The organism is Cellulomonas sp. Leaf395, from assembly GCF_001424125.1.
Classification (GTDB): Bacteria; Actinomycetota; Actinomycetes; order Actinomycetales; family Cellulomonadaceae; genus Cellulomonas.
In genome coordinates this window covers 585,245-598,276 of record NZ_LMQI01000002.1, presented here as the reverse complement: position 1 = coordinate 598,276, position 13,032 = coordinate 585,245, and the positions used below count along the sequence as shown (strand labels likewise).

Below are 13,032 nucleotides of genomic sequence, written 5' to 3'. Positions count from 1 at the left end.
CCGACATCCACGCGGTCGGCGCGCCGCCCGCTTGGCCCAACTGGGAGTGGTACTGCCCCCAGCTCCGCTGACGGATTGGAGGTGGTCAGTGTCGAGAGGTTCAGCGGACGACTGGCCGGGGCCACAGGTACGACCGCCCTTCCGCGCACGCGCACACTCCCAGCGTCCACCAAGGCAATGACCAGCACGTGCACTGCACAGCGCTGCTGCCGCGCTCCGTCCATCGTCGATCACCAACCCCGATGCCCCCTCGCGCGAAGTTAGGGTCCCACAGCCGCGATGTCGCCGCCGATGGCGTTGCTTCCCCCGACACATCCTGCGGCGACTGGCGCGGCAGTGGCGTCATGGTCATGGGAGGCTGTCTGCAGACGTGAGCCGGGTTGGGTCACGTGTCTCGTCGCCCGGTGGCGGTCGAACGTCGAGCTCCCGGCTGACGTGCAGGGTGCGCACCTGCCGCGGCTATGCCCGATCGAGCGCTGGACGTTGCGGGACGAGAGGCGGTAGGGCGCGCGGAGTCGCTGGGATCCTGGCCTTGGCATCGACGACGGCCATATACAGCGCAACTGTGTTAGCGGTCGTGGCGGACGGGACTTCGACTCGACTGGCTGGCGGAAGTCTCAGCTTCGCGCTGCGAGATCCGGGTTGTCGGCTATCTCGTCGCGTGTGAGGTCGGTGACGCGGACCTGCACCGTTCCGGACCCGACCATCGCCGAGAAGGTCGTGGCGTTCCATTCGGCGACCCGGGCCATGCTCTCGACGGCACCGTTCACGAGGGCCGCCAGTCGACGCGTGACTGCGTCGTGGAGGCCGGTCAGTCGGATAGGTCTTTGCAAGGGGACGAGGTCGTTGAGCAGCTGGCGTACTTCGATGTGCTTGTCCGACTTGAGCGTGTCGATGGAAATGATGACCCGCTTGAAGGACGCGAACGGATTGCGGTTGGCCGGGAGCTTCTGCCGGATGCGCTGGATGCCGGTTGAGTCCAGCCGGACGAACGGCAGCGCGAACCGGGTCCAAAGCTCGAACTGCATCTGCTCGAGGACGTGCTTGGGCGTGACGACCAGGATCCGCTCACCACGGCCTCGGCGAGCCAGCTCGGACAGGATCATGCCGATCTCGAGCGTCTTGCCCAGGCCGACCGCGTCGGCCAACAGGATGCGAGGGCGAAGGTTGTCAGGGTCCAGAGCCTTCTCGACCGCACGGAACTGGTACGGCAGTGGGTCGGCCAGGGCGCGGTGCGCGGTCGTAAGCGCCGTCTCGGTGATCGGGATTGGTGTTTTCCGCAGCATTGCCTCCAACCACAGGCGGGACTCTCGGTACCTGGGGGAGTCATCGGCCACGACGGTGGTGCTTGCTGGGTAGCCATCTCGATGTAGTCGATCGCAGTCGAGAAGGTGGCCTCCGTGTCGCGGACGAGCTCGGAGAGACCGAAGACGTGCACGAAGTTGCCGTCGGTCGTCGGTTCGACCTGCGTGACGAGCCACTCCTCGTCACGGATAACAACCACGGAGCCGGGGGCTGCGTTGAATTCGTTCTGGACGTCTTGGCCCGCCGTGGTCGTCACGCTGAGTACCCCTCGCTCCGGTTCTCCACTTCCATGTGCCAACTCGCTCGTGAAGGCCTATAGCCACGCGCGCACACCTGGACTCTATTCACCGAACTGGCCCGGGCGACCGCGCGAGGTCGTGGGCATGAACCGGCTGGAGCGCCCGAAGCCGTCACCCGCTGCGCCCTCGCGACTACGACGAGCTGGTGCAGTTCACGAACTTCGTTGTGACTGAGACGCTTGGGCAGGCACTACGTCCTGGACGTCCTCGACGGCGCGCGGCGGGAATGCAGGCCAACCCGCGTCGGGACAGGCTTTCGGAACTCGCGGTCTGACGGCACCCTCACGCGGCCGGTCTGCGATACCGGGTTGACGCGAGGCCGCTGCTCGGAGTCTCGGCACCGCTGTGGTGCCAAGGGTCGAGTGCTCGGAGGCTACCGCCACTCGGGGTTTGTCCGCCCACATCGCCGAATACGTCTTTGCGTCAGGCGGCGAAAGCTCTGAAGCCCCCATCGCAGAACCAGTCGCTGTGGGAGAGCGCTGCCCACGTCGCTGCGCCCCAATCATTCAAACGGTATTCTCGAAGATCCGACTCGCGCTCCAGACAAACCTCCCGCACTGCACGCCTACCACCTGTCACATGGACCCGTGTGAGCATTCTTTGTGACTGGGCAATTAATCGGGCCGCTTCGGTCCTGTACATCCTGTCAAGCTTGAATCGAGTGATGTGGTTCTCGATTCGAGCGCGCTGCGCGGCAGACCATGGAGACGCTGCACACGCAAACGACAGGTGGGGCTCCGGAGTGCGAACGACACGTGCAAGCAGCCAAATCGCCGACTCGTAATCCTCATAATACGGATGCACGAAAACTTCCTCGGCACAGGTTGCTATCCGAGTTGATTTGGCCTGGTTGCACGCCTGGCACATGGGCGTGAGATTGACCGGCGTCAAGGCTAATGCCGGGAAACGTGACTTCGGGAGATAGTGGTCTAGCGTATTCACCCGCTGATGGCCGCACGCAAGACACCACGGCGTTGAAAGTCGAATAGTATCGTACATCGCCCGACCAGCAGAGGCCTGATCGACGAAGTGTTTGGAATATACCGTCGAAATCTGCTTATGCGTCAGTCCGGGGATCTGATACTCGCTTCCGCGCTCGGTGTGAATAGTTTCGCCTGCAACAGCGGCCACAAAGGCGGCGGTCCGTTGTTGTACCACGTCGACGCTGCTGACCAGTGCCGTGGCGACGGTGAGATCGCCGATGGCCCGAGCGCAAGTCGCCACGACGGTGCTCGCATCTAGCGTTGGAGGATCCACTTTCCACATCTGTGCAGCGCCTACTCTTGGATTGACGTCAGGGCGCGAGCGATCGAGCGACCCTCCGTCCCAAGCTGCCCACGAAAACTGGCAACCACCGAGCCGTAGATTCCGTACTCCAGGGCAGCTTCCGACACCCTTGAGTGATAGCCGGACTCCGTGACCTCGAGGCCGAAGACTTCGTGCGTAAGTTCGCTGACGTTTTCCGCAAATGTCTCGATCCGGGGTCGGCGTGCCTTCGTCCTGCCGACGCCGCGGTCAATTACCCAAACACACGAGCGCGGGATCTCCTGGAGGACGACCGGGGAGTGCGTTGCGGCGATGGCGACGCCGTTAGTTTCCGCTAGCAGGCTTGACAGAGCATGGATGAACGCGCTGAGGAGCGGCGGATGGAGGTGCGTCTCGGGTTCGTCGAGGAAGACAAGTGTTCTTTCTTCGAGCACTTCCACAAGGCGCGTCAAGGTTAGGAGTACGACCTTGTGTCCGGAGCTCATCTCGTGGAAGGCCGTTCGTGCATAGTTCATCGAAGATGAACTGTCGCCACTTTGAAAAAGCCTCGATAAATCCAGCGCGCCGAGGAGCGGATCGGTTCGTAGGATGGATATCGCGCGGAGCCAGCGCTCTTCGCGTTTCGAAGCCACGCATCGAGCTAGGCTTTGCGCAAACTCGTCGCTAAGTTCGCTTGATGACTTGGTCGTTCCTTCAGATCCGGGCGCCGATGTCTTCAAGCCCACGGCCGTCAGAGGGATGCCACTGAGGCTGCGAATGGACTCGTGATCAAGGGTGCGCAGTTCATCAAAAGCACTAAATGAAACACTAACCTGGCCGGCGAAGTCAGTGCTCCCATCGGCTAAGGTCAAGGACCCAAAATCGACCCTATGTAAAGGGGCGATCGATGCGGCCCTGCTCATTTGGTTCAGAATCCAGGTCTTGCCCGCGCCATTACTCCCGATCAGGGCGTGGATGTTCGTGGGCGGGCTGGCGTCTGGCACGACATTGAAGGTAAGGCCGAGTGGCGAGCCGTCGGCCTCCAGGTTCTGCCAGTTGTACGAGAAGTTGTACTGAATTGTGCGCGCTTCTCCCCTTGCGAGACGACGGAACTGGCCCTCGACTGTGACCGGTGAGATGAAGCGGAAGAGGCTCGTTAGTGCAACCTCCTCGCCGGCGGCACGCTGGAAGAGCTCCGCATCGGCGGCTATATCGCGCAAGGAGCGAAAAAGTTGAGATAACCGACTTCCGGCCGCTTTGCGCAATTTCTCGTAGTACTCGACGTCTTGACCAACCGAGAAGTAATTGTCGTCGAGGGTGTTGAATCTCTTTGGAATGCTCGTCCGGGTGCGCTCCGGCATTCCGAATGTCCCGATCTTCAACGAGCCTACCGCGTGAACGCGACCCTTCGCATCTGCGACGTGCAGTTGGAAGAGTGTCTTGAATGTCCGGTCGTCCCAAAGGTCATCGACAAGGAACCCGGTGAAGGGTGCCGCGGTCTTCGGCACCTTCCACGGCTCGACCGTCTCGAACTTCCAGCTGCGATTGGCGGGCACGGGCACAGGGTAGGCGTGGTGAACGTCCGAGTCGAGGTCCGATCGCTCACACGGGCTGGCCAGGTTCGGGCGACTCGCGCCGCATGCCTTCATCGCGCAAGGCGGCGAGAGTGCGCACGACTTCTGTCGGGCTCAGGCCATGTCACGCACCTGCGCCCGCTCTCTTGCGGGGTAACGCCCATGGTCGCAGCCGGGGTGAGGCGGCTGCGGGGCACTGGTCGCGTCCCAGAACATGTGGGCGCGGCAGTGGGGGCCTGGCCTCCGGTGTCGGACGGACGAGATCAGCTTCCGAGCAAGAGCTCTCGCAGTTTCTCTGGGCGAAGCCACGGGCCCATATGAATCATTCGGTGGCAGTTGGCACATATCAGCACAAGATCCTCGAGCCGAACCTTGCGACGACCGGTGACGTGCAGGGGAACGACGTGGTGGCACTCGACATACCCGCTTCCGCGGGCGCCGTACGTGGCTGCGAAGTCGAACCCACAAACTTCGCACCCCAGACCTCGCCCCGATTGCCGGGCTCGTTCGACCTTCGCGTCGCGGAGTTTCGGGTCCCTCTCACGCATGGCGTGAAGCCGCATCAGCAGCCCGCCTTCCTCACTCTCTGGATCGTCGACGCTGCCTACCCTCGCCTCCACGATCTCGTCGAACTGCCCTTCTTCCAGCCCTCCTCGCAGCGCGGCCGCGACGTCAAGCATGTGGGTGGGGTTGGCCAAGAACTGCGCGATCACCTGCTCGTCCGTCTTGCCACCTCGCGTACGCTTGCCCGGGTAGTCGGGATGGGCGGTGGCCAGGTCCGACGTCTTGCGCGACACGGCGTCGGGGCTTCGGAAGTTCGCTGGCCGCTCTGCCATGGGGTGGACAGGTAGTCCCCGGAGCACTTGAGAGAGTTCCTGCACGCGCGGGTCGGCAGTTCGTAGTTCGCGCCAGCCGTTTGCATACACAAGCGCGCACGCGAGCACGACTTCTTGCCAGTCCCAGTCGAGCCTCTTGGTCGATGCGACGGTGAAGCCGAGCGCTCGAAGCCGACGCGCCACCGTTGCTTCGCCTCCACTGAACTGGGCAGGCGCGAGAGGCTCGCCAGTCGCGTATCCGTGAGCGGCGCCCACGATCGCCTTGGAGTCGTACTGTCGCCCCTCATGCACGAGGAAGTAGCTCCGGGCCGGCCCGAATCGGTACTTGTCGAGGAACGCCTCGCGACCCAGTGCATCAAACTCCCCAAGGGCTGCGGACACCGCGTCGACGGTGATGTTCTCCAAGGCCATGAACCCGACGGTAGCGGCCGATCGCCCGGTCTCTCCGGCGCCACTCGACGGTCTCGGTTCGATCATCGCTGGACCGCAGTGGGCCGAACGAGGCCCCCCGCCGACAGTCCGACGACTGGGAGCCACGGGTGCCGCTCGCAAGTCGTGAGTCACGATGTGCGCGAGCTGTCGGCTTGAAGCGCCTCGCGGTTGAGCCAAAGCTCGCTCGCCTGGCCGGCCAGGGCGAATCAGGCGCTTCCGCTGGCTACGGACCCGTGAGTCCGCTCTAGAGAAGATCGTGCGTCGGTCGTAACCGAAACTTGCAGTTCGGCGGGAGCTTTCGGGCGCGGTCGGGTGTCGTGGTACTGAGTGAGGATGGCGTCGCGGATCACGTCGGGCACAGTGACTACGGCACCGTTTAGTTTGGCGCGCACGAGTTCGGGGGAGTTGGTGACCTGGTCGCCGGTTAGCTCGCGGGCGCGGACGTGAATCTGACCGGATGCAGCCATGGTCCGAAAGCTCGTGGCATTCCAGACGGCGATTTCGGCGCTGACGGCGACGGCACACTGGATCGTCGCGTGGGGAGCGCGGAGTTCGAACGCCTCGCGAGCATTAGCAGTTCCTGGCTCGGGCCTGGCGACATCGGCCAAGAGTCGCCGCAGTTGAGGGACCGCGGCGTGTACCACCGGGTTGGGAAGCCCGGGCGCGAGGAGGTGCCGCATGCTAATGATCAGCGACTGCCACTGTCTTGCCGCGCGGACGAATCGCCGCGGGTCGGTGTTCGCGTGGAGCTCGGCGGCCGCGGCGTTGGCGACTAGTCCGACCAGGGCGAAGTCGCGCAGCGTCACGATGGAGCGATCGGGCTCACGTGCGTTCGTCCATGCGGCGCTGCGCACCTGCCGCAGCCGGTCGGAGATCTCAGCCAGATGGTCGTGCGTGCGGATCGGCGCGTTAGCAAGCGTGATCTCGTCCAAAGGGCTCACACCGCCGCGCCCGTTTGCCGCGGCGGTTGCTTGAGAGGCCCAGGCCCGTGCCTCTTCCATCCCCGGAAGCCAGCGACGCAGCCGCCACCACGTGAGTCCTGCCTGTCCGGCGCGCAGGGTCAACGTCGTCTCGCCGGAGAGCAGTGCGCCGGCCAGGTCGGCGATCCGAGCCAAGCTGACTCGTCGGGCATCGAAGTCGGTCACCACGCCGGCATCGGGGGTGCGGGGGAACCCGTCAGGGTCCAGGTGGGTAGCGAGCAGGTCGGTGCCGGCGCGCAGAAGGCGCGCAGCGTGAGCCCAGGGGTGGCCGTTTGGTCCCGGGAGGTAGGGGAGCCGACGATCCTTGTCCTCGAGCACCGGGATCGAGTCGACCATCTGCACAGCGGCGTACTCAACGGGGTCGCCGGTGACGAGCCCGGGTGGCACACCGTACACAGTGCCGACGCGGTGGGGGTCAGCCAACGAGCGCACGTGGCGCTCGATCGCGTCAAGCACCGCGTGGTAGCCGATGAGCGCCTCGTACGCATCGTCTATCGAGTCGAAGCGCTGATGCTGGGTTCGGGCGCTGCCTTCGTGGATGCACTGCGCCGCCTTGGTGACGAGCTCGCCGTACGTGGTCACGGCACACGCCCGAGGATCGCGGTCCGAGCGGTGAAGAGCTTGTTGGTGACCCGGGTCAGGCAGGCGAACTCCTCGACCTCACTCGCCCCGTCGGCGAGGCGGCTGGCTCGGTCGAGCGCCGTCGCGAGGAGTCGGTCCAGGACGAGTCGCGCTGCGTTGACGTCGTCGGTGGGTCGGAGGACGCCGAGGTCGACAGGGGCGCCTCGTTCGACGAGCCCGTCATCGAGCCACTCGAGTTCGTCGCGGGCTTCGCGGATGTCCATCGCCGCAAACGTCAGGTCCACGCCAGGGGCGAGCGGAACGCCGATGCTCAGCCTCAGCGTGGCGTGGCTGGCCGCGTAGAGCAGCGACCACAGCCCTTCCCAATCAGCTGCGGCCTGCTCGATGAGCACCCTCGCCGGCGCTTCCCATGCTGCGCTCATTCCCGCCGCCTCCCTCGTCGTCTCGCGGTCCGTCCACCGTGATCCGCGCCCCGCAGCCGATGTGATCGATCGACTGGATGTGTGGATGACGCCGGCTCACACAAGTAGGTGCGCCGACGAGTGCGTAAGACGCGAGGTCCACCAGCGGCGCGCTCGATGGGGGTCGTGAGGAAGGAAGTGGGCCATGACACCTCTGGCACCAAAGGTCGATCACACGAGCTCGGGCTCGCGTGTTACGCGTGACCGGGCGCACTACACGGCATGGAACCCACACCTCGAGTGCCGATCGGTGCCGCGTCATGGTGATGACGCTGCACCGCCTGACGGCCGGCGCCGGATACCAGTACTTGTTGCGGCACACCGCCTCCGGGGACTGCGACCGCGCCGGTGCGACGTCGCTGACGGCCTACTACACCGCGTCCGGGAATCCGCCCGGCCGGTGGCTAGGGCGGGGCCTCCGGGGCGTCGGGGGGGCGGAAGCCAACGGGATCGAGCGCGGTGAAGTTGTGGACGAGCAACCGATGGCGCGGCTCTATGGACAAGGGTGCGACCCGGCCACGGGCGGGCCGCTCGGTCGCGCGTACGTGACAGGCGACCCGGTGGCCAAGCGAGTTGAGGCCCGGGTGAAGGCGCTCCCCGAAGGCCTGGATGCCGGGGCGCGGCGAGCAGCGGTCGACGCGATGACACGGGTCGAGCTCGCGCGCGGTGCACCGAAGGCCGTCGCGGGGTTCGATCTGACGTTCACGCCACCGAAGTCGGTTTCCACGCTGTGGGCGGTCGCCGACGACCGCACGCAGGCCACCGTCCTTGCGGCGCACCGGGCTGCGGTCGACCAGGCATTGGCGTTTCTCGAGGACCGGGCTCTGTACACGCGGACCGGTCACGGAGGGTGCCGGCAAGAGCCGACGCAGGGCGCGATCGCGGTTGCGTTCGATCACTGGGACTCCCGTGCTGGGGACCCCAACCTGCACACGCACCTGGTCGTCGCGAACAAGGTGCAGGGCCCGGACGGGGCGTGGAGGTCGCTGGACTCCCGGGCGCTGCACCACGCGACGGTCGCGATCTCGGAGGTGTACGACGCTCTGATGGCCGACGAGCTGGCGCGGCGGTTGCCCGTGCGGTGGGGGTGGCGACACCGCGGGGCGCGACGCAGCCCACGGCTCGAGGTCGACGGTGTCGCCGATGCGCTGATGGGGGAGTTCTCGGCCCGGTCGACCCGCATCGACGAGGCGATGACGGACGAGGTCGCCCGGTTCGCCGCCACGCACGGGCGAACACCGAACCGGATCGAGATCACCCGGCTCCGCCAACAGGTCACCCGTGCCACGCGGCCGAGCAAGCATGTCCGCCCCCTGGGCGAGCTGCTGGCTGCGTGGCGCATCCGTGCGGCCGCTCTGACCGGGCGGAGCCCGGAGCAGCTCACGGCCGCCGCCCTTGGGCGAGAGCAGAGCGTCCCGATAGGTGCCGCGGCGGTGCCGGCGGAGGTGGTCGAGCGGGTGGCACAGGTGGTGCTGGCCGGGGTGATGGAGCGCCGCTCGACCTGGACCCGGTGGAACGTGCTCGCCGAAGCAGCGCGGGTGACTCGCGGGTTCGCGATGGCCAGCGTGACCGACCGACTCTCGCTGCTCGACTCGGTGACGAGCGCCGCCCTGCGCGACGGAATCTCGACGGCAGCACCCGCGCTGTTCGAGACCGGACCGGGGTATCAGCGGCCGGACGGGGCCTCGGTCTTCGACCGCCCGGACGAGGAGCGGTTCACCGACCGGCGAGTCCTCGACGCCGAAGCCCGCCTGCTCACAGCGGCATTCGCCGATGATGGTCCGGCGACGTCCATGGCGGCGTTGGTCGTTGCCGCCTCAGACGGCCACACACGGCTCGCGCCGGACCAGGTGGACGTCGTGCGGCAGGTCGCGACCTCCGCGCGCTGCCTCGATGTGCTCGTTGGGCCGGCCGGGTCGGGCAAGACCACCACCCTGCGCGGGGTGCGTCGGGCATGGGAACACTCGTACGGGCGCGGTGCGGTCATCGGGCTGGCGCCGTCGTCGTCGGCCGCCGCGGAGTTGGCCCGGGCGCTGGGGATCGCGTGTGAGAACACGGCCAAGTGGACCTTCGAGTCCACCGGCCAGGGCGCCGGACGGCGCGCCGCCCTCACCGCCCGGCTGACCGTCGCTCGCGATCGGGCGGCGTGTGACGGGGATGTGCGAGCGTTGCGGACGATCGAGACGGCCTTGGCAGCGCAAGCCCGCGAGAGCGTCCGATGGTCCCTGCGGGCGGGCCAGCTCGTGATCGTCGACGAAGCATCCCTGGCGGGGACGCTCACCCTGGACACGATTGTCACCCAAGCGGGGACGGCGGGGGCGAAGGTGCTGCTGGTCGGGGACCACGGACAACTGTCCGCGGTCGACGCCGGTGGCGCGTTCGCGCTATTGGCCGACCGCACCCGCCCCACACGGCTCACGTCCTTGTGGCGGTTCAGCCACCCGTGGGAAGCCGCGGCCAGTCTCGGCCTGCGCGATGGGGATCCCAGGGTGGTCGAGGCCTACGTCGAGCACGACCGGGTGCACGCCGGAGCCGCCGAGGCGATGCTCGAGGACGCCTACACGGCGTGGGCGACCGACGTCGAGGACGGCGTCGACGCGATCCTGATCGCACCCGACGCCCGGACCGTCGCCGCGCTGAACGCCCGAGCCCACCGCGACCGCGTCGCCGACGGCCTCGTGACCGGCGCCGGTGTGGCCTCGGCATCCGGCGAACGGATCGGCCTGGGGGACCGGATAGTCACCCGCCGCAACGAGCGCACCCTCCGGCTGGCGGGCGCCGGCCCCCACTCCTACGTGCGCAACGGGGACCTCTGGACCGTCACGCACACCCACCCCGACGGATCACTGACCGCCTCGCGGACCAGATCCGCCACCGGCGTGGGGGCGGCATCGGTGCTTCTCCCTGCTAACTACGTCGCGCAGGACGTCGAGCTCGGGTACGCCAGCACCACCCACCGCGCGCAGGGCATCACCGTCGACCACACGCATGTGCTGGCCCACCCCGGCATGGCTCGCGAGAACCTTTACGTCGCGATCACACGCGGACGGCACGCCAACGACGTCTACGTCGCGCTGGACGCCGTCGACCCGGAGTGCGACGACCTGCCCGACGCCCCCACCAGCAGCGCCGGCCATGACGTGCTGGCCGCGATCATCGCGACGCCCAGCGCCGAGCAGTCCGCCACGGCGCAGATCGCCGCCGAGCAGCACGCCGCCGGCTCGATGCACCGCCTGGAACCCATCCGGCGCACTCTGCTCGCCGAAGCCTCCCGCAACCGATGGACCCAGGCACTGGACCGGGCAGGACTTCGCGCCGAGACAATCGGCGACCTGCAGACGGCACCCGAGGCAGGAACGCTGTTCACGACACTCGATCGGGCCGCCACCCTCGCCCCCGATCCCGCCACCGTCGTCAGCGAACTGGTCGACGCCGCGACCGCCGACGCCTCCGTCGAGGCACTGAGCAGCGAGGCGAACCGTTGGCTGCGGGCACACGCCGAGAACCCTCAGGAGGTCCGCGCGGCGAGCAGCAGCGTGGGCCTCGACGACGCCGGCCGCACCATGCTCACCACCATCGAGCACCTGATCGCCCAACGGGCCGCCGCACTGACCGACGCCGTGCTCGCCGAGCAGCCAGGCTGGCTCGACCGACTCGGCCCCGAACCGCGCGACCCACGTGCACGAGCCGCATGGCTCGCTGAGATCACCGCCACCGTCGCCCATCTGGACGAACAACGGCCACAGCTGAATGGGCCAGCCCGCGCACCGACTGACTCGACTGAGAGCGCCCCGACCCGAGGAGTGTCGATCCGATGACCCGCACGAGGCGCCGCGCACCAGCCTCCCGGGAGGGTTTCTTCCCGCAGCGCACCTTTCTGGCGCCGATCGGGCCACCCACCCCGATCATCTGGGCCGCGTTCACCACGGCCGAGCAAGAACTGCTGCTCGAAGACCTCGACCTTTGGGTGACCTGGCTCGCCGAGCGCTACCGGCTCGACCACCGCGTCGTGCCGGCGTGCTGGACTCAACACCCAGAACTCATCGAGGAGCTTTCCGCTCTACAACTTGCGTGGCAGGGCGCGTACTCCACGAGCGCGGTCCCCGATGCACCCCTGAACTGGCATGAGCGCTTCGCCGTCGCCCGCCTACGCATCACTGACTGGGTCGCTCGGACCGGATGCCGGCCCGACGCGCACCGTTCGCTCTAGACGGTATGACCTGACCGCTCGTCGTTCAGTGGTTGATCTCCCAGTAGCTTCACGCGTAGGTATCGGTCGTTGTCGGGCCGTGCCGTGCCGAGGCCGGCTCTTTGCCAGGCTGCGATCTCAGCCGGGCTTGAGCGGACATCAGCGTTCGTGCGATTGATGTAGATGCTCCGCTCGCCGTCGAGGTGGACCACCTTGCCGTAACCGGGCCACGCGGCTTCTGGGGCTATGAGTTTGAGCCCGAGCGCATCACAAACGCGGACGAGCGGCGAGACCTGCGACTGCGGCGTTCCGGCGGGAATGGTGTCAGCCTTGAGGCGCTTCCGCCGCGCCTCAACCTCGCCCTGTTCGGCGGTCGTTCGAGTCTGTCCAGCCGTTTCTTGAGGGCCCGGGGTGGGAGCGCCCGATGCCGGACCGCGGCCGGTGAGGAAGTCCTGTGCCGCGTTCCAAGGCCCTGAAGTCAGCTGAGGTGAGATCGGTGCCGGATCGACGATCACGCCGATGGCCGTCCTCACCTCTGGCGGGAGCCGCCAGAGTCCCGGGCGTTTGACGACGACAAGGCGTTCTCCGCTGGCGGCGAGAGGCACGACGGCATCGATGAGCCAGCGCCGAATGAAAGCTGACGAGGGAAGCGACCTGACCAGGCGCTGGTTGTCGGGCTCCGCGCTGATTCTGGGGCTCCGATAGGGCGAAGCGTTGATCCAGACCGCGTCACCGCGGTAGACGAGCGGTCCGTAGTTCACGCGGTCGTAGTATGGGGAGACGTTCGACCAGTCCGCGCTCTCTGGGTCGCGAATGCGTCCCAGATAGCGCTCGAACGCCTCGGCATCGGGGAACTCGTCGGGCGTCGCAGTCGGGCTGTAGCCGCCGTTGGCGCCGAGGATGACGACCTTCGCCGATGTCACCGGGCCAAGGTATGGACAGGTTGGGTAGTCGAGGTTGAACGAGTGCTGCCCCGCCAGAACGGCCCGGTCGTCCGGATGGGTCCATTGGCCCGTGGCTTCATCCCGTCCGAATCGCGCCCAGTACTCGACAATGTCGCTCACGTGCACGGCTGGCCTCCTCGCTCGACAGAGAGGCTATCGCCCGTGGATCGCTCCGACGTCACTCC

At 66.9% G+C, this 13,032-nt stretch carries 9 protein-coding genes; 2 read left to right on the top strand and 7 right to left on the bottom strand.

Going from position 1 to position 13,032, the window contains the following annotated elements; translation table 11 throughout:
• Window positions 1-617: 617 nt before the first annotated feature.
• From ASG23_RS19470 to ASG23_RS06960, 6 genes are all read right to left on the bottom strand, one after another.
• Complete coding sequence (locus ASG23_RS19470) at window positions 618-1,337, bottom strand: SNF2-related protein (RefSeq protein ID WP_200941530.1); 720 nt, start codon at window positions 1,335-1,337, stop codon at window positions 618-620.
• Window positions 1,338-2,027: 690 nt separating this feature from the next.
• Entirely contained in the window at window positions 2,028-2,861 is an 834-nt protein-coding gene (locus tag ASG23_RS19815) for an HNH endonuclease (RefSeq protein ID WP_157465568.1), read from the bottom strand.
• Between the two features lie 20 nt (window positions 2,862-2,881).
• A complete protein-coding gene (locus ASG23_RS06975) occupies window positions 2,882-4,405 on the bottom strand; it encodes an AAA family ATPase (protein WP_162242671.1) in 1,524 nt (507 codons plus the stop codon).
• 281 nt (window positions 4,406-4,686) lie between these two features.
• A complete protein-coding gene (locus ASG23_RS20790) occupies window positions 4,687-5,670 on the bottom strand; it encodes an HNH endonuclease (protein WP_056022117.1) in 984 nt (327 codons plus the stop codon).
• A 227-nt stretch (window positions 5,671-5,897) separates the two neighbouring features.
• Entirely contained in the window at window positions 5,898-7,253 is a 1,356-nt protein-coding gene (locus ASG23_RS06965; protein WP_056022115.1) for a hypothetical protein, read from the bottom strand.
• On the bottom strand, window positions 7,250-7,675 hold the full coding sequence (locus ASG23_RS06960) for a hypothetical protein (protein ID WP_157465567.1): 426 nt from the start codon (window positions 7,673-7,675) through the stop codon (window positions 7,250-7,252). The genes ASG23_RS06965 and ASG23_RS06960 overlap by 4 nt, the downstream gene beginning before the upstream one ends.
• A 305-nt stretch (window positions 7,676-7,980) precedes the next feature.
• On the opposite strand from ASG23_RS06960, the gene mobF reads away from it, so the two are divergent.
• Window positions 7,981-11,532, top strand: coding sequence for a MobF family relaxase (gene mobF / locus ASG23_RS06955; protein ID WP_162242670.1), 3,552 nt, complete (start codon window positions 7,981-7,983; stop codon window positions 11,530-11,532).
• Complete coding sequence (locus tag ASG23_RS06950; RefSeq protein ID WP_056022107.1) at window positions 11,529-11,924, top strand: hypothetical protein; 396 nt, start codon at window positions 11,529-11,531, stop codon at window positions 11,922-11,924. The genes mobF and ASG23_RS06950 overlap by 4 nt, the downstream gene beginning before the upstream one ends.
• On the opposite strand, the gene ASG23_RS06945 is transcribed toward ASG23_RS06950, so the two are convergent.
• Window positions 11,921-12,967, bottom strand: coding sequence for a hypothetical protein (locus ASG23_RS06945; protein ID WP_157465566.1), 1,047 nt, complete (start codon window positions 12,965-12,967; stop codon window positions 11,921-11,923). The two genes, ASG23_RS06950 and ASG23_RS06945, sit on opposite strands and share 4 nt — an antisense overlap.
• Between the last annotated feature and the right edge of the window lie 65 nt (window positions 12,968-13,032).

Coding starts and splice junctions, on each gene's coding strand:
- ASG23_RS20790 (WP_056022117.1), bottom strand. CDS start 5,670: ATGGCCTTGGAGAACATCACCGTCGACGCGGTGTCCGCAGCCCTTGGG.
- ASG23_RS06960 (WP_157465567.1), bottom strand. CDS start 7,675: ATGAGCGCAGCATGGGAAGCGCCGGCGAGGGTGCTCATCGAGCAGGCC.
- mobF (WP_162242670.1), top strand. CDS start 7,981: ATGACGCTGCACCGCCTGACGGCCGGCGCCGGATACCAGTACTTGTTG.
- ASG23_RS06950 (WP_056022107.1), top strand. CDS start 11,529: ATGACCCGCACGAGGCGCCGCGCACCAGCCTCCCGGGAGGGTTTCTTC.